Source organism: Streptomyces cupreus (assembly GCF_014257025.1).
Classification (GTDB): Bacteria; Actinomycetota; Actinomycetes; order Streptomycetales; family Streptomycetaceae; genus Streptomyces; species Streptomyces cupreus.
The window spans coordinates 43,682-61,343 of sequence record NZ_JACMSF010000013.1; the positions used below are offsets into that span (position 1 = coordinate 43,682).

At 71.5% G+C, this 17,662-nt stretch carries 15 protein-coding genes and 3 tRNA genes; 6 read left to right on the forward strand and 12 right to left on the reverse strand.

Annotated elements, in window-relative coordinates:
• Positions 1–18: 18 nt before the first annotated feature.
• The 4 genes from H4N64_RS14560 to H4N64_RS14575 all read right to left on the reverse strand — a co-directional run bounded on the left by H4N64_RS14560 (position 19) and on the right by H4N64_RS14575 (position 1,497).
• Positions 19–672 (reverse strand): signal protein, encoded by a 654-nt coding sequence (locus tag H4N64_RS14560; protein ID WP_186282717.1) that lies wholly within the window; start codon positions 670–672, stop codon positions 19–21.
• 104 nt (positions 673–776) lie between these two features.
• Positions 777–1,091 (reverse strand): hypothetical protein, encoded by a 315-nt coding sequence (locus H4N64_RS14565; RefSeq protein ID WP_186282718.1) that lies wholly within the window; start codon positions 1,089–1,091, stop codon positions 777–779.
• Positions 1,092–1,147: 56 nt separating this feature from the next.
• Positions 1,148–1,220, reverse strand: a tRNA-Arg gene (locus H4N64_RS14570).
• A 186-nt stretch (positions 1,221–1,406) separates the two neighbouring features.
• Positions 1,407–1,497, reverse strand: a tRNA-Ser gene (locus H4N64_RS14575).
• 171 nt (positions 1,498–1,668) lie between these two features.
• Here H4N64_RS14575 and H4N64_RS14580 point away from each other — a divergent pair.
• Together H4N64_RS14580 and H4N64_RS14585 are read left to right on the forward strand one after the other, a co-directional pair.
• Positions 1,669–2,187 carry an SSI family serine proteinase inhibitor gene (locus H4N64_RS14580; protein WP_186282719.1) on the forward strand — a complete coding sequence of 173 codons (519 nt, stop codon included), beginning with the start codon at positions 1,669–1,671 and terminating at the stop codon, positions 2,185–2,187.
• A 238-nt stretch (positions 2,188–2,425) separates the two neighbouring features.
• Positions 2,426–6,352, forward strand: a complete 3,927-nt coding sequence (locus tag H4N64_RS14585) for a PAS domain-containing protein (RefSeq protein WP_186282720.1) — start codon at positions 2,426–2,428, stop codon at positions 6,350–6,352.
• A 63-nt stretch (positions 6,353–6,415) separates the two neighbouring features.
• Here the strand turns inward: H4N64_RS14585 and H4N64_RS14590 are convergent, their stop codons facing one another.
• The 6 genes from H4N64_RS14590 to H4N64_RS14615 all read right to left on the reverse strand — a co-directional run bounded on the left by H4N64_RS14590 (position 6,416) and on the right by H4N64_RS14615 (position 11,822).
• Positions 6,416–8,074: a long-chain-fatty-acid--CoA ligase gene (locus H4N64_RS14590; RefSeq protein WP_186282721.1), complete on the reverse strand. Its 1,659-nt coding sequence runs from the start codon at positions 8,072–8,074 to the stop codon at positions 6,416–6,418.
• 117 nt (positions 8,075–8,191) lie between these two features.
• Positions 8,192–8,749 (reverse strand): SigE family RNA polymerase sigma factor, encoded by a 558-nt coding sequence (locus H4N64_RS14595; RefSeq protein ID WP_186282722.1) that lies wholly within the window; start codon positions 8,747–8,749, stop codon positions 8,192–8,194.
• A 146-nt stretch (positions 8,750–8,895) separates the two neighbouring features.
• Positions 8,896–10,041, reverse strand: a complete 1,146-nt coding sequence (locus tag H4N64_RS14600; RefSeq protein ID WP_186282723.1) for a thiolase C-terminal domain-containing protein — start codon at positions 10,039–10,041, stop codon at positions 8,896–8,898.
• Positions 10,038–10,427 carry a MaoC family dehydratase gene (locus H4N64_RS14605; protein WP_186282724.1) on the reverse strand — a complete coding sequence of 130 codons (390 nt, stop codon included), beginning with the start codon at positions 10,425–10,427 and terminating at the stop codon, positions 10,038–10,040. The genes H4N64_RS14600 and H4N64_RS14605 overlap by 4 nt, the downstream gene beginning before the upstream one ends.
• Positions 10,424–11,317 carry an OB-fold domain-containing protein gene (locus H4N64_RS14610; RefSeq protein ID WP_186282725.1) on the reverse strand — a complete coding sequence of 298 codons (894 nt, stop codon included), beginning with the start codon at positions 11,315–11,317 and terminating at the stop codon, positions 10,424–10,426. The genes H4N64_RS14605 and H4N64_RS14610 overlap by 4 nt, the downstream gene beginning before the upstream one ends.
• A 178-nt stretch (positions 11,318–11,495) precedes the next feature.
• Positions 11,496–11,822, reverse strand: coding sequence for a hypothetical protein (locus H4N64_RS14615; RefSeq protein WP_186282726.1), 327 nt, complete (start codon positions 11,820–11,822; stop codon positions 11,496–11,498).
• 342 nt (positions 11,823–12,164) lie between these two features.
• Between H4N64_RS14615 and H4N64_RS14620 the strand changes: the two genes are divergently transcribed.
• Positions 12,165–13,028: a bifunctional DNA primase/polymerase gene (locus tag H4N64_RS14620; protein WP_186282727.1), complete on the forward strand. Its 864-nt coding sequence runs from the start codon at positions 12,165–12,167 to the stop codon at positions 13,026–13,028.
• 65 nt (positions 13,029–13,093) lie between these two features.
• Here the strand turns inward: H4N64_RS14620 and H4N64_RS14625 are convergent.
• Together H4N64_RS14625 and H4N64_RS14630 are read right to left on the reverse strand one after the other, a co-directional pair.
• Positions 13,094–13,180 (reverse strand) — tRNA-Ser (locus tag H4N64_RS14625).
• Between the two features lie 61 nt (positions 13,181–13,241).
• Positions 13,242–14,693: a trypsin-like peptidase domain-containing protein gene (locus H4N64_RS14630; protein ID WP_186282728.1), complete on the reverse strand. Its 1,452-nt coding sequence runs from the start codon at positions 14,691–14,693 to the stop codon at positions 13,242–13,244.
• Between the two features lie 255 nt (positions 14,694–14,948).
• On the opposite strand from H4N64_RS14630, the gene H4N64_RS14635 reads away from it, so the two are divergent.
• The 3 genes from H4N64_RS14635 to H4N64_RS14645 all read left to right on the forward strand — a co-directional run bounded on the left by H4N64_RS14635 (position 14,949) and on the right by H4N64_RS14645 (position 17,649).
• Positions 14,949–15,758 carry a glycerophosphodiester phosphodiesterase family protein gene (locus tag H4N64_RS14635; RefSeq protein ID WP_186282729.1) on the forward strand — a complete coding sequence of 270 codons (810 nt, stop codon included), beginning with the start codon at positions 14,949–14,951 and terminating at the stop codon, positions 15,756–15,758.
• Positions 15,759–15,906: 148 nt separating this feature from the next.
• Complete coding sequence (locus H4N64_RS14640) at positions 15,907–16,545, forward strand: ATP-binding protein (RefSeq protein WP_186282730.1); 639 nt, start codon at positions 15,907–15,909, stop codon at positions 16,543–16,545.
• A gap of 123 nt (positions 16,546–16,668) precedes the next feature.
• Positions 16,669–17,649 (forward strand): DUF5926 family protein, encoded by a 981-nt coding sequence (locus tag H4N64_RS14645; protein WP_186282731.1) that lies wholly within the window; start codon positions 16,669–16,671, stop codon positions 17,647–17,649.
• Positions 17,650–17,662: the final 13 nt, after the last annotated feature.

Consider the following 17,662-nt stretch of genomic DNA (forward strand, 5'->3'; position numbering starts at 1 on the left):
GGGACCCGTCCGTCGGCCCTACCGCGCGGCCACGGCAAGCGAGTAGTCCACCTCGGTGCTGAAGTCCCCCGAGCTGCCTCGGATCTTGAGCGTGTGGGCACCCGGCGACAGGGCCGGCAGCTGCACCCACAGCCCGCATCCGGTGGCGGTGAAGGTCCCGGCCTCCGCCGTCACGGGATTGCCCTCGGCGCTCGTGACAGTGATCGTCTCCCCGGCGTACCGGTCCGCCTCGACCGCCTCGCCGTCCAGTACGGCCGACCCCTTCGCCGTACTCATGAAGTCGGCGCAGTCCTGCTCCGAGGCGATCATATTGACCAGCGGAAAGGCGACCGGCACCCCTGCCGGGACCGGGCAGGAGCGCTTCTCCTTAGTCCCGAAGGAGCCGGCCAGGAACCAGACGTCGTCCGGCTGGTTGACCGCACACGCGCCCCCGTCCGTGTCGGCCACGGGATTCGTCGCCTCCGGCTCGGAGGTGGCCCAGGTCCACCAACGGCCCTGGAGATCACCGGAGGAGAGCCGGGCGGCCTCGGTGGTGGTGGAGGGCGACGACGCCTTCTGTGCCGTACCGGACCCGGAGTCCTCCCCCGATCCACCCCCGCACCCGCCGACGAGGGCCACGACGAGCCCCGCGACCGGGACCGACCAACGCGCCCTCATCGATGCCGCACGCATGATTCCCCACAAGTTCGGAGCCGGCCGACGAACCCGGATTCCCCCCCTGGTCGTGGACACGGCAAGCTGGCGCGAGAATACGACATCCCCGAACCAGGCGATCCCTACAGAGCGGTGCCGCCCTGCCGGTTCCCCCCTGCGCGCTGGCTCACCGCCATCACGATGACGCCGGCCACCAGAAGAACACTGCCCGTCAGGGTCCCCCACGTCCGTGTGTCGAGGTCTTCGAGGACCAGGCCGAAGATCGTCTGCCAGCACAGGGCGAAGGCGACCACCAGTTGTCCACAACCGAAGAGTCCACGGCGGTGGACGCGCTTCCTGTGCATGGGCAGCACCCAGCCACGGGCAACCGCGGCCACACCGGAGGCCGCATAGAGCAACGCCAACAGAACCAGCGGTACGACCAGGTACAGCTTCACAATCCCTCCCCCCGAAACGCAAGAGGCCCCGGATCTCTCCGGGGCCCTCGTCTGTGTGCACTCGGCAGGATTCGAACCTGCAACCTTCTGATCCGTAGTCAGATGCTCTATCCGTTAAGCTACGAGTGCTTGTTCTGTTTTCTCGTCGCTCTCGGTCCTTCTGGCCCGCTCGCGGCGACAGGAAGAACATTACATGACTGCCGCCGCCATGTGAAATCCATTAGGCGCACCCCTTGTGAGCTGCGGAAACGTGTTCAGAGCGGTCGGGAAACACCGAAGCCCCGGTCGGGTGACCGGGGCTTCGGTGATCTACGGCGGAGGCGGAGGGATTTGAACCCTCGATGGGCTTTAAGGCCCAAACCGCATTAGCAGTGCGGCGCCATAGACCGGACTAGGCGACGCCTCCAGCACAGCCGCCCGCGCGAGCGCGAGTGGTGCGTGCCGATGATGACACAGTCGAGCGTGGTGTCACCAATCGCCCCCTACGGTACTAGGCAGGCGGGGTGCGGGGCAAAGCCCTTGCCGCTGGTGGGGCGGGGGGGCGCAACGTCCCGGCGCTCGGCGCGTTAGTCAGGTCATGCCTCAGGTCTCTCGCCCCTCGGGCGCCCATCGCGCCCCCCGCCCCGCCCGCACCGGCCGTCTGGGCCGGTTCCTGGTCGTCGCCGCCGGATCGGTCGTCGCCGCCTCCACCGTCCCTGCGGCCGCCCACACCGGCGCCGCCCACTCCCGCGACCACCTCACCGTCACCGTCCAGAACGTCGGCGACGGCGTCGACGGCCGGTACGAGCTGTACTGCCACCCCGGCGGCGGCGACCACCCCGACGTCTCCGGTGCCTGCGCCGCCCTCGACCGCGGCAACCGCTGGGGCAAGGACGCCTTCGCTCCCGTACCGGAAGGCAGCTTCTGCACCATGCAGTACGGCGGAGCGGCCACCGCGCGGATCACCGGGACCTGGGCCGGGCGGCCCGTCGACGCGTGGTTCGACCGGGGCGACGGCTGCGAGATCGCCCGCTGGGACCGGATGGTGCCCGTACTGCCCGATCTGCGGCCCGCCCGGCCATGGGTGACCGGACACGGACCGACAACGGCTCCGTAAAGGTCCCGCGAAGGTCTCGCGAAGCGAGCGGACCATGAGCGGACAGCCAGCGGACGGCGAGCGGACAGCAAGCGGACGCGGTCATACGTTCTGGGTCACTTCGTCGTGCGACGTCCCTCTCATCCGGCGTCGCCGTCACAACCCCAGCCCTTAGAATCCCTCGCGTGACACGTCGCGGGCCGGTTGGCAGGATGGCCCGAGCGGTCGGCAAGGTGCGGTAACAGGAGGGAAGCGTCTCGTGAGCAGCAGGCCATCCCGAGGCGCTGCTCGCCTCGCAGCCATACTCGACGCGCTGCCCGACGCGTTGGTGCTGGTCAACGCCAATGGGACCGTCGTCAACGCCAACACCATCGCGCTGGAGGCCTTCGAGGCGCCGGGGACGGCTCTGGTGGGGCGCGGACTGCTCGATCTGCTGCCGCAGTTCGACTCCAAGCTCATCCCGGGCTCCATGCGCCGGCCCGACCACATGGACCCGCGCGGCCGGACCAAGCCGACCCGGATGACGGCCCGGCGGACCGACGGGAGCGAGTTCCCCGTCGAGGTCACCTCCGCGAACCTGGAGAACGGCCAGCAGGCCTACGACAATTACGGCTACACCAGCGACGAGCTGCTGATGCTCGTCGTCCGCGATCTGTCCGGGACCATCGACACCGAGGCCGAGCTGGCCCGCTCGCAGCGGCAGACCGAGATGATCCTGCGGGCCGCGGCCGAGGGTGTCGTGGGCACCGACACCGACGGACGGATCGTGCTCGTCAATCCGGCCGCCGCCCAGATCCTCGGCTACCGGGCCAGCGACCTCGGCGGCCGCGGGCTGCACGACCTCGCCCTGCACTCCCGTCCCGACGGCACGCCCTTCCCGTACGAGGAGTCCCCGCTCGCCGACACCCTGCGCTCCGGGCGCAAGCACCGGGTGCGCGGGCAGGTGCTGTTCGCCAAGAGCGGCGAGCAGGTGCCGGTCGACCTGACCACCGCGCCCGTGCGCGACGGCGACCAGCTCGTCGGCGCCGTGATGACCTTCACCGACCGGCGGCCCTACGACACCCTCGTCGAGGAGAAGGCCGCCGCCGAGAAGCGGCACGAGGAGGAGCTGGAGCGGCTCTCCGAGGAGCACGCCTCCGAGCTCACCGCGCTGCGCCAGAAGCATGTCACCGAGGTCGAGGAGCTCCAGGAGCGGCACGAGGAGGAGCTCGGCGCCAACGAGGAGCGGTACGCCGCGCTCGGCGAGCGGGAGAAGGACCGCTTCGAGGCCCTCGCCGGGCGCCACGAGCAGCTCCTCACCCTGCTCGGGACGTCACTGCGCGGGCCCCTGGACGAACTGCGCCGTGAGCTGGCCGCGCTGGCCGCGGACGACGCCGGGCAGTTGTGGCCCGAGGCCAACCAGGTGCTGCACCATCTCTCGGCCGGCTACTCCCGGATCACCACCCTCATCGACAACGTCCTCGGCTACCAGCGGCTCGACACCGGCAGCGAGGCGATCACCCGTACGAAGGTGATGCTCGACGCGGTCGTCGCCGCCGGTGTCGACGGGGCCGTCGAACTCATCGGGCCCGGCCGGGTGCAGTTCGCCGTGCACGCGCCGCCCATCGAGGCGGAGGTCGACTCCCGGATGCTCGCGACCGCCCTCGCGCATCTGGTCGCCGATGTCGCGGGCGTCGACGCGACCGGCAACGCGCCCGTGTCGGCGGGCGGCTACATGGACAACACGGTCGTCGTGGCGGCGGCCCAGCGCGGTGAGGTCGTCCGCATCGAGGTGCGCGGGCCGTACGCCGGGGGAGACCCGGTGCACGAGCCGATCGTGCGCGGGATCGTGCGGGCGCACGGCGGTGTGCTCCAGACGCACGAGGTGCCGGGGATGAGCGGCAGCGCGTTCGTGCTGGAGGTGCCGATCGGCGGCGGGGCCGGGGCGGTTCCGGCCGCCGAGATCGCCCTCGCCTCCCCTCCGGCCGAGGCCGAGGCCGCCGAGCAGACCTCTGGTGGCGGGCGGCGGCGGGCCCGGCGGTCCTCCGTGGACGCCTTCCTGGAGAGCGAGGTGGCCGCACAGTCGGGTGGCGCCGAGAGCGAGTCCGCGCCCACCGGGCGGCGCAGGCGGCGGGCGGCGGAGGCAGCACCGGTTCCGGCCCAGGAGCAGGCACCGGCCGAGGTGTCCGGCGGTACGGGGCGGCGGCGCGGGCGTCCGGCCGAGATCGCCGGTCCGGACGGCGCGGACGCGGGTGTGGCTGAGGGGGCCGTGGTCACGGCTGCCGAGCACGCCGCCGGAACCGCGGCCGTGGGCACCGGGCTTGGCGGCACAGTGCCGCCTCAGGGCGTGCCCGCGCCGGGCGGACGGCGGGCCCGGCGCGACTCCGGCGAACAGCACGCGCTGCCTCCGGCGTTGCCCGCGGCCTCCTCCGAGCCGGTTCCGGCTCAGGGCGGCTCCGGTTCCGGTTCCGGTGAGGACGGGCAGCCGACCGGGCGTCGGCGGCGGGCGCTGGCGGCGGCGAATGAGCGTGCGGCCGCGCAGGAGGCGGTGCCTCGTACGGTGTTCGCCCTGCCGCCGGCCGAGGCGGACCGGGCGGAGGGCAACGGCCAGGCGCAGACTCCGGTCTCGATGCCCGCGCCCGCTCCTGTTCCGGTTCCGCCACAGGCCCCGGCCGCCGCTGCCGCCGCTCCCGCCACGGACGACGGCCGGCACGACGCCGTACCGCACGACCACGCCGACGACCACACGCCGCCGCAGCCGCATCCGACGAACGCGCCGACCGGGCGCCGTCGGCGGGCCGTGGGGCAGCCGGGTCAGGAGGCGGGCGTACCCGCCGAGGCCCAGCCGGTCCCCGCCGGGCCGATCACCGCTCCAGCGGCCCCCCTCCCCGCCGAGGCCGCCACCCCGGCCCAGGGCACCCCCGCCCCCCAGCCACAGCCGACGCCCGCCGCGGGCACCCCCGCGCAGGGGACCCCGTCCCAAGGCACCCCGCTTCCCCCGGAGGCCGACAAGCCGCGGGCGGCGCAGCCGCTGCCCGCAGAGGCCGCCGCTCCCGTGGATCCGAACTCCACGCAGGGGCGGGCGATCAGCGTGCGGACCCTGGGGCAGGGCGTGCCGTTCACTCGGCAGGCGGCGCGGGTGCAGCAGCCGTCGGCGACGCCGCCCCCGCATCAGACTCCCCCGCATCAGACTCCTCCGCATCAGACGAACGGTGGCGGCCGTCGGCGCAAGCTGGGGACCCGGCCGGATCCGGAGAGCGCCGCGCAGCCGGAGCAGTCGGCGCGGCCCCATCCGCAGGCGGAGCAGCCCCAGCCGTCGCCGGCCGGGCAGTCCCGGCTGGCGCAGGGCACCGAGGGCACGGGACGGTCGTACGCCATAGGCGCGCCGGACGAGAACGCCGCCGAGGGGCCCGAGCCGTTGGACGGTCCGGGCGGGGCGGTCGAGGTGGCGGACACGCCGCGGCCGCAGCCGATGGACGACGAGCTGCCGCCGGAGCCGCTGGACAACCCGCGGCGGCTGCTGGTGTGGCCGGCACCGGACGTCACCACGCAGCAGGCGCTGAGCGACCGTGGCTACCGGCCGGTCATCGTGCACTCGCGCGAGGAGGTGGACGCGCAGATCGCGGCGTTCCCCGCCGCGCTGTTCGTGGATCCGCTGACCGGGCCGATCACCCGTACCGCCCTGCAGTCCCTGCGGCAGGCCGCGGTGGCCGCCGAGGTGCCGGTGATGGTGACGGCGGGGCTCGGACAGGCCTCGCGGGAGGCGGCGTACGGCGCCGACCCTGCCGTACTGCTGAAGGCGCTGGCGCCTCGGGACAGTGAGCAGCATCCGCCGCGGGTGCTGCTCATCGAGGAGCACGCGGAGATCGCGCTGGCGCTGACCGCGACGCTGGAGCGGCGCGGGATGCAGGTGGCGCGGGCCGCGAGTGATGTGGACGCGGTGACGCTGGCGGGGCAGTTCCGGCCGAACCTGGTGGTGATGGACCTGATGCAGGTGCACCGCCGGCAGGCCGGGATCGTGGACTGGCTGCGCGCGAACGGCCAGCTCAACCGCACCCCGCTGGTCGTCTACACGGCCGCCGTCGACCAGGCCGACCTGCCGCGCCTCGCGTCGGGGGAGACGGTGCTGTTCCTCGCGGAGCGCTCGACGAGCCCCGAGGTGCAGAGCCGGATCGTGGATCTGCTGGCGCGGATCGGCACCAACTAGAATCGGCACCAACTAGAAAGAAAAGAGCCCCCGGCCGATGCCGGGGGCTCTTTCAGTCGAGGGTCAGCTCAGCTGGGTCACGTCCAGGGTGCCCTCCGCGTACTGCTTGCGCAGGACCTTCTTGTCGAACTTGCCGACGCTCGTCTTCGGCACCGACTCGATGACCGTCCAGCGCTCCGGGAGCTGCCACTTGGCGATTCCGGCATGGTCGGCGAGGAAGGTGCGCAGGGTGGCGAAGTCGGCCGTGGCGCCCTCCTTCAGGACCACCGTGGCGAGGGGGCGCTCGCCCCACTTGTCGTCGGGGACCGCGACGACCGCCGCTTCGGCGACCTCGGGGTGGGACATCAGGGCGTTCTCCAGCTCCACCGACGAGATCCACTCGCCGCCGGACTTGATGACGTCCTTCGCGCGGTCCGTCAGGGTGAGGAAGCCGTCCGGGCTGATCGTGCCGACGTCACCCGTCTTCAGCCAGCCGTCCTCGCTGAACTTGTCCGCGGGGCACAGGGGTTCGGCGTCGGGGCCGTTGTAGTAGGCACCCGCGATCCACGGGCCGCGCACCTCAAGCTCGCCCGCCGACTCGCCGTCCCAGGGCAGGCGCTCGCCGCCGGGGCCGGTGAGCCGGGCCTCCACCGAGGCGGGGAAGCGGCCCTGGGTGAGGCGGTAGCCGAACTCCTCGTCAGTGCCCACCGCGTGGGCCGGCGGACGGGCGATCGTGCCGAGCGGGGAGGTCTCCGTCATGCCCCAGGCGTGGCAGACCCGCATGCCCAAGCTGTCGAACGCCTCCATGAGGGAGGGCGGGCAGGCCGAGCCGCCAATGGTGACCTGGGTGAGGGAGGAGACGTTGCGCGGGCGGGCCGTCAGCTCGCCGAGCAGGCCCTGCCAGATGGTGGGGACCGCCGCCGCGTGCGTCGGCTTCTCGCGCTCGATCATCTCCGCCAGCGGGGCGGGCTGGAGGAAGCGGTCCGGCATCAGCATGTTGACGCCGGTCATGAAGGTGGCGTGCGGCAGGCCCCAGGCGTTGACGTGGAACTGCGGGACCACGACCAGGGAGGTGTCCTGGTCGGTCAGGCCCATCGACTGGGTCATGTTGACCTGCATGGAGTGCAGGTAGATCGAACGGTGGCTGTACACCACGCCCTTGGGGTCGCCGGTCGTGCCGGAGGTGTAGCACATGGCCGCCGCGGAACGCTCGTCCAGCTCGGGCCAGTCGTACGAGGTCGGCTTGTCGGCGATCAGGTCCTCGTACTCGTGCACCTGGACGCCCGCGTCCGCCAGCGGACCGCGGTCGCCGGGGCCCGAGATCACCACGTGCTCGACCGTCTTCAGGTGCGGGAGCAGCGGGGCGAGCAGCGGCAGCAGGGAGCCGTTGGCGATCACGACCCGGTCTGCGGCGTGGTTGACGATCCAGGCGAGCTGCTCCGGGGGGAGGCGGAGGTTGAGGGTGTGCAGGACCGCGCCCATGGAGGGGATCGCGAAGTACGCCTCGACGTGTTCGGCGTTGTTCCACATCAGGGTCGCGACCCGCTCGTCGGCCGCCACGCCCAAGTCGTCCTTGAGCGCGTGCGCCAGCTGGGCCGCGCGGGTGCCGACCTCGGCGAAGGAGCGGCGATGCGGTTCGGACTCGCCGGTCCAGGTGGTCACCTGTGATGTGCCGTGGATCGACGACCCGTGGGTCAGGATCCTGGAGATCAGCAGCGGTACGTCCTGCATGGTGCTCAGCACGGTGGTCCTCCCGGGGGCGACATTGCCTACGCGGTGGCAAGGGTTGCGCAGATTCTGCGCGCATACCGCGCGGTATGTCACTAGGGAAGTGCGATCGATCACATCACGTTGACAAGGTCAGCGTACGGGGACCAGCTCCGGGTCCTCACGGAGCTTGCCGAGCGCCCTGGACACCGCCGACTTCACCGTGCCGATCGACACACCGAGCACCTCGGCCGTCTGGGCCTCGCTGAGGTCCTCGTAGTACCTGAGGACGACCATCGCCCGCTGCCGCGCCGGCAGCCTCATGATCGCCCGCCACATCGCGTCGTGCAGCGCCTGCTGCTCGGCCGGGTCGGCGCCGCTCGGGCAGGGCTCGGGCTCGGGCAGTTCATCGGTCGCGAATTCGTCGACCCTGCGTTTACGCCACTGTGAGGTACGCGTGTTCACCAGGGTCCGGCGCACATAGCCGTCGAGCGCGCGATGGTCCTCGATGCGCTCCCAGGCAACGTAGGTCTTGGTGAGCGCGGTCTGCAGCAGATCCTCCGCGTCGCACGGGTTCGAGGTCAGCGACCTGGCGGTACGCAGCAGCACCGGCTGGCGGGCCCTCACGTACGAAGAGAACGACGGGTACGGAAGGGTCTGCGCCCTGGGTGTGGCGGCGTTCGAAGCTCTGGTGCAGACGGGTGTGGTCATGGCTCCACGCTAGGAGCGGGCACCACTGTCACTCATCGGCCGGAGGTCCCGAAGCAGAGTCCCCCTCAGGTTGTAGGGGTGGGGTCGGCTCCACCTCCTGAGGGTGGACGAGAGGGCGGGGGCTACTACGGGATGACCCCCAGGGGTCATCCATCCGCCGTCAGCACCAGACCCGAGGTCGGCACCCCCGTCCCCGCCGTCACCAGCGCCCGCGCCGCCCCGGCGACCTGGTTCACCGAGGTCCCCCGGATCTGGCGAACGCCCTCTGCGATGCCGTTCATCCCATGGAGGTACGCCTCGCCGAGCTGACCGCCGTGGGTGTTCAGCGGCAGCCGGTCCTCCGCCACGAAATACGCCGCCTCGCCTCTTGCGCAGAAGCCGTACTCCTCCAGTTGCATCAGCACGAACGGGGTGAAGTGGTCGTAGAGGATGCCCACGTCGATGTCGGCCGGCCCGAGCCCCGTCGTACGCCACAGCTGCCGGGCCACGACCGCCGACTCGGACAGGCCGGTGAGGTCGCCGGTGTGGAAGCCGGTCATCTGCTCCTGGCCGCGTCCGGAACCCTGGGCCGCCGCCGCGACCACCGCCGGCGGGTGGGGCAGATCGCGGGCGCGCTCCAGCGAGGTGACGACGATCGCCTGGCCGCCGTCCGTCTCCTGGCAGCAGTCCAGCAGCCGCAGCGGCTCGGCGATCCAGCGGGAGGACGCGTGGTCGGCGAGGGTGATGGGGCGGCCGTGGAAGTAGGCGGCCGGGTTGGTCGCCGCGTGCCGGCGGGCCGTGACGGCGACGGGGCCGAAGGCGCTCTCGGGGGTCAGGCCGTAGGTGTGCAAATAGCGCTGGGCCGCCATCGCCACCCAGGACGCCGGGGTGAGCAGCCCGAACGGCATCACCCAGCCCAGCGCCGCGCCCTCCGCCGACGGCTCCCTCCGCTGCACCCCGGAGCCGAAGCGGCGGCCGGAGCGCTCGTTGAAGGCGCGGTAGCAGACGACCACCTCGGCCACCCCGGCCGCCACCGCCAGCGCGGCCTGCTGCACGGTCGCGCAGGCGGCGCCGCCGCCGTAGTGGACGCGGGAGAAGAAGGACAGTTCGCCCATCCCGGCCGCCTGGGCGACGGTGATCTCCGGGCTGGTGTCCATGGTGAAGGTGACCAGCCCGTCCACGTCGGCCGGCGCGAGACCCGCGTCGTCCAGCGCGGCCCGTACCGCCTCCACGGCCAGCCGCAGCTCGCTGCGCCCGGAGTCCTTGGAGAACTCGGTCGCCCCGATCCCGACGATCGCCGTACGGCCGTTCACCGCTCGCCTCCCAGGGTGAGGACAGCGGTGCCGGTCACATGGGCGCCGATGCCGTTCGTGCCGATGACGCGTACGGTCGCGGTGTCGCCGTCGAGCTGCTCGATCGTGCCGGTCAACACCATGGTGTCCCCTGGGTAGTTGGGGGCGCCGAGCCGGATGGAGAGCTTGCGGAGCACCGCCGTGGGACCGAAGTGGTCGGTGAGGTAGCGGCCGACGAGGCCGTTGGTGGTGAGGATGTTCATGAAGATGTCCGGGGAGCCCTTCCGCCGGGCGAGTTCCGGGTCGTGGTGCACGTCCTGGTAGTCGCGCGAGGCGATGGCTCCGGCGACGATCAGGGTGCGGGTGATCGCAAGCGTGAGCGGGGGCAGCACATCACCGGTCCTCATCCGGTCACCCGCCACACCGGAAGGGTCGACTCATCGTCGTGCTCCCGGAATTCGACCCTCACCGGCAGCCCGATCCGCACCTTGTCGTACGGCACCCCGATCACGTTCCCGAGCATGCGCACGCCCTCCGCCAGCTCGATCAGGGCGACCGCGTACGGGGGGTCGAAGGCCGGGAAGGGCGGGTGGTGCATGACGACGTACGAGTACACCGTGCCCTCGCCGCTCGCCTCCACGGTGTCCCAGTCGAGGCCGCCGCAGGCGTTGCAGCCAGGCAGCCAGGGGTGACGCGGGGCGGCGCAGGCGGTGCAGCGCTGGAGGAGGAGCTTGCGGTCGCGGACGCCTTCCCAGAAGCCCGCGTTGTCGCGGTTGACGACCGGGCGGGGGCGCGGGGGCTTCTCGGGCCGGGCCGCGGGGGCGTACTTGAGGATGCGGAAGCGGTGGGTGCCGGCGAGGTCGGGGCCCACCCGGATGTCGGTGCGGGTGGTGACGAAGTGGCCGCTGCCGAGCTTGGTGGTCTTACGGTCCGAGACGGACTCGATGACCGTGTCGAAGGTGATCTCGTCGCCGGGGCGCAGGGGGCGGTCGTATTCCTGCTCGCAGTCGGTGGCGACGACCGAGGTGCAGCCCGCCGCGTCGAGCAGGCCGAGCAGTTCGTCGTACGCCGCCGAACGCCCGGTGTGGCCGGAGAGGCCGCCCATCGTCCAGGCCTGGAGCATGGTGGGCGGGGCGATGGCGTCGGGGCCGCTGTACGCGGGGTTGGTGTCGCCGAGGGCCTCGCACCAGTGCCGGATCATGGGCAGGTTGACGGGGTCCTTGCCGGTGCCCTCGGTCGCGGCGGGCCGGCCCTCGAAGGCCTTGAGCCGCTCGGTCAGGTCTTCGTCGGTGTGCACGACTCCCTCCCCTCTCAAGGTTTCTGACTCTCCGTCAGATACGGTGGGGAGTCAAGACCGTCCGGGGCATGTGAAAACGTCTGCGCGGCGATGCCGTAACACCGCCGCACAGACGCGTCAGCCCCCTGAGCACACCGCACGAGAGACCGGGACCGGCGCCGGGGCGCCGGTCCTCAGCTCACCACCACAGCGGGGTGAAGTTGATGGCCACGTTGTCGTTCCCCTGGTTGATGGCCGTGAACGCGGAACCGTCCACCTGGGCGGTGTTGCTCTGGTTCGAGGCGCCGGAGCCGATCGCCTGCTGCTGGGTGGTGGAGGAGTTGCCGTTGTTGTCGCCGCCCACACCACTGCCGATGGCGCCCTGCCAGACATTCGTGACGGCCGCGCTCGATCCGTCGTCCGCGATGGCGCCGTTGTCCGCCGACGCCACACCGGTGAACAGGGCGGCGGCGAGCGGAAGTGCGGAGACGGCGGCGATGACGCGGGCGGTACGGATGCTTGCCATGTTGTCCTCCAGAACGTGAAGTACGTGAAGCACGTGAAGTACGGCTTCTCCCAAGGCAGTTGGCCGACCGCCCCGGCGTTGTGCACGACGTCGCGAATCCAGAGTTGCCCACCGAATCCCCATCGAACCACCTCGAAAGCCATGATTCGCCCTCAAGCGTGATGACATGTCGATAAACCACCATGATCGACCTGAAGGCCCATTTCATAACAGCGGGAACAACTCATCCCAAGTGCCGCAAGAGGTGCAGCGTTCCGGCACATTTCCAGCCAATCCGTCCCCCCGGGCGAGTCACCGCGGCGCCCCCTTCCCTTTCTCGAACATACGTACGAACATGGAGGCATGGCCACCACCGACCGGCAGGCCACGACGCTGGCCCTCGCACACGCCCTGTCAGCCGCGGAGCGCGGACTGGCCGTCATCCCCCTGTCCCGGACGAAACTCCCGGCCCTGCGCTCCCCCCACCGCGACGACCCCATCCCCTGCCACGGCGAGTGCGGCCGCTTCGGCCACGGCGTCTACGACGCCTCGACCGACCCCGCGCACATCCGCGAACTGTTCGCCGCCGCGCCCTGGGCGACCGGCTACGGCATCGCGTGCGGCCTGCCGCCGCACCATCTGATCGGCATCGACCTGGACACGAAGTCGGGCACGGACTCCTCGGCGGCCCTGCGCGAACTGGCCCTGCGCCACCTGTTCACGATCCCCGACACGGTGGTCGTCCTGACCCCCAGCGGCGGCCGCCACCTCTGGCTCACCGGCCCACCGGACGTCGTCGTCCCCAACTCGGCCGGCCGCCTCGCCCCCGGCATCGACATCAGAGGCGCCGGCGGCTACCTCGTCGGCCCCGGTTCCCGCACGGAACACGGCGTCTACGGCACGGCCCCGGGCACCGCACACCTGTCCCCCGCACCCTGCCCGCCCTCACTCCTCCGCCTGCTGCTTCCGCCACCCCGAGCACCGCAGAGCCCGGTCCCCCCATCGGCAGGCGACCACGGCCGAGGCCTGGTCCAGTTCGTCCTCGCCGCACACGAGGGCCAGCGCAACACCCGCCTGTTCTGGGCTGCTTGCCGAGCGTACGAGGACGGGATCGGGCCCGCGCTGAACGATCCCCTGATCGAGGCGGCGCTCAACACAGGGCTGACCGAACGGGAAGCCCGGGCGACGATCGCTTCGGCAGCGCGGATGACGGGGCATCGGGCGTGAGCTCCACCCCCGCGGAAAAGGGGCCGCCGATATTCTCGGCAGCCCCTCTCACCTGCTCAGCAACGCGGAGGCGGTGGGATTTGAACCCACGGTGACATCGCTGCCACGACGGTTTTCAAGACCGTTCCCTTAGGCCGCTCGGGCACGCCTCCCCGCACCGCTGATCGGCGGCGCGGGGACAAGAGTAACCGGTGGGTGTGGGCGGGTGGGGTCTCAGTTGTCGCCGACTCGGGAGCCGAGGGTCAGTTCGACCGTGCGGGTCTGGCCGTCGCGTTCGTAGGTGATCTTGACCTTGTCGCCGGGCTGGTGGGTCCAGATCTCGCCGATCAGGGTGGGGCCGGAGTCGATCACGCGGTCGTCGAGCTTGGTGATGACGTCGCCGGGCTTGAGGCCGGCCTCGGCCGCGGGGCCGCCCGACTCCACGGCGTCCGAGCCGCTCGCGCCCTGCTCGGTGATCTTCGCGCCGCCGGTGCCCTCCTCCAGGGAGACGGAGGCGCCGATCTTGGCGTACACCGGCTTGCCGGTCTTGATCAGCTGCTGGGCGACGACCTTCGCCTGGTTGATCGGGATGGCGAAGCCCAGGCCGATGGAGCCGGACTGGCTGGTGCCGCCCAGGCCGTTCCCGGCGGACTGGATCGCCGAGTTGATGCCGATCACATTGCCCTGAGCGTCCAGGAGCGGGCCGCCGGAGTTGCCCGGGTTGATCGACGCGTCCGTCTGGAGCGCGCTCATGTACGACGCGTTGCTGCCGGTGCCGTCACTGGAGGCCACCGGGCGGTTCTTCGCGCTGATGATGCCCGTCGTCACCGTGTTCGACAGGCCGAAGGGGGCGCCGATCGCGATCGTCGAGTCGCCCACCGCCACCTTGTCGGAGTTGCCCAGCGTCAGCGGCTTGAGGTCGCTCGGCGCGTTCTTGAGCTTGATCACCGCTACGTCGTAGCCCTGTGCGTTGCCCACGACCTCGGCGTCGTACTTCTTGCCATTCGGGAACGTCGCCGTCAGCTTGCCGCCGTCGACCGCTTCGGCCACCACGTGGTTGTTGGTGACGATATGGCCCTCGGTGTCGAAGACGAACCCGGTGCCGGTGCCGCCCTCACCGCTGCTGCTCTCCGCCTCGATGGTGACGGTGCTGGGCAGTGCCTTCTGGGCCACGCCCGCGATGGTGCCCGCGTCGCGCTTGACGTCGCCTCCGGTGTCGGAGGCGGAGACGGTGGTGGAGGAGTTCGCGTCGTCCTTGGCCAGGGTGTAGCCGAGTCCGCCGCCGATGCCGCCCGCGACCAGCGCGGCGATCAGGACCGCGGCGAGCAGACCGCCGCGTCGGCCGGACTTCGGCGCGGGCGCCGGCTGCTGGTACGCGGCGCCCCAGACCGTGCCCGAGCCGGTCCCGCCCGCACCGGTCTCCGGGGCGGCGGCGTACGCGGGCGTGGCCGGGGCAGGGGGCGGCCAGGAGGCGTCCGGTGCCGACGAGCCCTGCGGCTGCGTCGGCTCCGGTCCTGCGGCGGCCGTCTGCGGCGTGCTCTGCGGCACCGGCGGGAGCGGGGTGGTCGGGGCGCCGGTGTCGGGAGCCGGGTGGCCCTGCGGCTCCGGAGCAGCGGGAGCGTCCACCGGCACGGGGGGTGCGGACGGGGCCGAGGGTACCGCGGCTCCCTCGTTCTCGGTGCTCACAGCTTTTCTCCTCGATCCACGGCTGTAGTTTTCGGTCGCACTCGGTCACGCCCGTTCACGTGTCGACGACCCGGTGCGCTTCAGCTGTGCAGGCCTTTTTGTATGCCGTCAGCTTTTCCCATGGGCCGTCAGAGCACCATAAGCGGTGGCTGTGGGTCCGAGGCCATTCTTTATATTGGTCATGTACGACGAAAAGGGCGCAATCCCAGCGCCTCCGTCGAGGCGTCTACCCCCGCTCGGTGGCACCATGACGCGGTGACCCACGCACGGCAGCACACGCCTCAAGTCGTCGCCCACCGCGGAGCGTCCGAGGAGGCCCCCGAGCACACCCTGGCCGCGTACAAGAAGGCGATCGAGGACGGGGCGGACGCCCTGGAGTGCGATGTCCGCCTCACCGCGGACGGCCACCTCGTCTGCGTCCACGACCGCCGCGTCAACCGCACCTCCAACGGCCGCGGCGCGGTCTCCGCCCTGGAGCTTGCCGACCTCGCCGCGCTGGACTTCGGCTCCTGGAAGAGCCGCGACGAGGAGCCCGACTGGGAACACCGTCCCGAGGACCGGGAGGACACCTCCGTCCTCACCCTGGAACGCCTGCTGGAGCTGGTCGCCGACGCCGGTCGCCGGGTGGAGCTGGCCATCGAGACCAAGCACCCCACTCGCTGGGCGGGCCAGGTCGAGGAGCGGCTGCTGCATCTGCTGAAGCGGTTCGGGCTCGACGCCCCGGCCTCCGCCGCGGAGTCCCCGGTCCGCGTGATGAGCTTCTCGGCGCGCTCGCTGCACCGCGTGCGTGCCTCCTCGCCGACGTTGCCGACGGTCTATCTGATGCAGTTCGTCTCCCCCCGGCTGCGCGACGGACGGCTTCCGGCGGGGGTGCGGATCGCGGGTCCTTCGATCCGGATCGTGCGCAATCACCCCGCGTACATCGAGCGTCTGAAACGGGCCGGTCACCAGGTGCACGTGTGGACCGTGAACGAGCCCGAGGACGTCGATCTCTGTGTGGAACTGGGCGTCGACGCCGTCATCACCAACCGCCCGCGCGCGGTACTGCGTCAGCTCGGCCGCTGAACTGCGACAACCCATCTGCCCCGGTACGACCTCTTGACCCGGTGGCCACATCGGCCCCATCCTCCACATCTCGGCCACACCGTCGATTTCCAGCCAGGCGATTACAGGGAGTGCTCCGGCGTGTTCGGTCCGTGTTCGATCGTTGCGAATGCGTCACCGGACATGGATTGGCCGGTTTCCGGTACAGGCCAATGGGGCATCCACACCGTGGCGTGGGGCGAAGGAGGTCTCGGGGGTGGCGTTGGTGGTGGCACAGGAGGTGCCCACGTCGTCGAGCATGGCCGTACCCCATGGCCCTGCGGGCGTGGGGAAAGCGAGACACCGGATGCGCGATCAGTTGCGCAGGGGTGGCGTGGCGGAATCGGTCATCGACGACGCCGTACTGATTCTTTCCGAACTCTTGAGCAACGCGTGCAAACACGGCCGACCACTGGGCGACGCCCTGGCCGGGGACGGTGACGTACGAGCCGCATGGCGGGTGGACACCGCCGGGCGGCTCACCGTGGAGGTGACGGACGGCGGCGGGCCCACCCGCCCGGCTCCGGCCACGCCCTCGGTCACCGCGCACGGCGGCCGTGGGCTGAACATCATCACCGCGCTGGCCGACGACTGGGGCGTCCGGGACGACGCCCAGGGAGAGGTCACCGTGTGGGTCGTCGTCCACGACGACGTGCATGACCGCGACGCCGGACACCGACGCCACGATTTCGCTACGCGCATCGCGGCCCCGTCGGTCGCCGCGATCCCCGAACTGGACTTCGCGGACGCGTTCGACGACCTGGACTGAACCTCCGGTTCCCGAGGTGAGGCGTTGTCCACAGAGACGCGTTGTCCACAGGGTCGCGTCGGCCATGGCGTGAACAGCTAGGCTCCCGCCGTACGAGACGAGCCGTTTCCGGGAGACACCCTCATGGCCAAGAAGCGACCCCAGACGAAGGCCACGCGCCCGCAGCTCACGGACGGTGCCCGCGCTGATGAGAACGTTCCGGTCGTCGGCGCCCGCGAGCCCTGCCCGTGCGGCAGTGGCCGTCGCTACAAGGCCTGTCACGGCAAGGCCGCCGCCGAGGCCGTGACCGAGCTGGTGCAGCGCCCCTTCGAGGGGCTGCCCGGCGAGTGCGACTGGGTGGCCCTGCGCGAGCTGGTGCCCGCCGCCACGGTCCCGCTGCACCTGAAGGGCGGCCTGCCCGAGGGCGTCCCGGCCGTCACGCTGGCGACCGTGCTGCCGATGGCCTGGCCGGCGCTGCGCCGTGACGACGGCTCGGTCCTGCTGGGCCTGCAGAACGACACGGCGTCCGGCGACATCAGCCGCGATCTCGCCGACACCCTCCGGCGCGCCCTGGAGGCCATGCCCGGCTCCCCGGTGCAGGCGCGGCGCGCCCCGGCCGACGGTCCCCGGCTTCAGGACCTGCTCGACCCCGAAGGCGCGTTCGAGCCAGTTGTGCACCCGGGCTTCGAGTTCTGGGTTCCGGACGCGGAGAACGCCACCCCGGAGGTGACCGCCTCCCTGGAGCGGGCCAACGCCGCCGCCATCCCGACCGTGCGGCTGACCGGCGTGGACGCCGCGTACTGGTGCGAGACGCCGGAGAAGAACCACCTGCGCTGGGTCATGCCGTACCCCGAGGAGCGGCTTCTGGACGCGCTCGCGCGGCTGCACGCGGCGGGCCGCTCCAACCTGGGCGAGGGCACCCGTCTCGTGGGCTCCTTCCGCGCTCATGGCCTCATCGTCCCGGTCTGGGACCTGCCGAGCGAGGTCGGCGCCCAGGACGTGGAGAAGCCGGCCGCCGAGTTCGCCGAGCGTCTCACCGCCGCGCTGGCCACCGACGCCCCGCTCACCGCGGACGAGCGCCGCGCGCGTGGTGGCCTGACCAACCGCCAGGTCACGCTCAGCTGACGCGCCGGAAGAC

Excerpts from the sequence above, each read along its gene's own strand:
- H4N64_RS14615 (WP_186282726.1), bottom strand. The coding sequence starts at position 11,822 with ATGGCAAGCATCCGTACCGCCCGCGTCATCGCCGCCGTCTCCGCACTT.
- H4N64_RS14595 (WP_186282722.1), bottom strand. The coding sequence starts at position 8,749 with ATGACCACACCCGTCTGCACCAGAGCTTCGAACGCCGCCACACCCAGG.
- H4N64_RS14605 (WP_186282724.1), bottom strand. The coding sequence starts at position 10,427 with ATGAGGACCGGTGATGTGCTGCCCCCGCTCACGCTTGCGATCACCCGC.
- H4N64_RS14580 (WP_186282719.1), top strand. The coding sequence starts at position 1,669 with ATGCCTCAGGTCTCTCGCCCCTCGGGCGCCCATCGCGCCCCCCGCCCC.
- H4N64_RS14560 (WP_186282717.1), bottom strand. The coding sequence starts at position 672 with ATGCGTGCGGCATCGATGAGGGCGCGTTGGTCGGTCCCGGTCGCGGGG.
- H4N64_RS14640 (WP_186282730.1), top strand. The coding sequence starts at position 15,907 with ATGCGTCACCGGACATGGATTGGCCGGTTTCCGGTACAGGCCAATGGG.
- H4N64_RS14620 (WP_186282727.1), top strand. The coding sequence starts at position 12,165 with ATGGCCACCACCGACCGGCAGGCCACGACGCTGGCCCTCGCACACGCC.
- H4N64_RS14645 (WP_186282731.1), top strand. The coding sequence starts at position 16,669 with ATGGCCAAGAAGCGACCCCAGACGAAGGCCACGCGCCCGCAGCTCACG.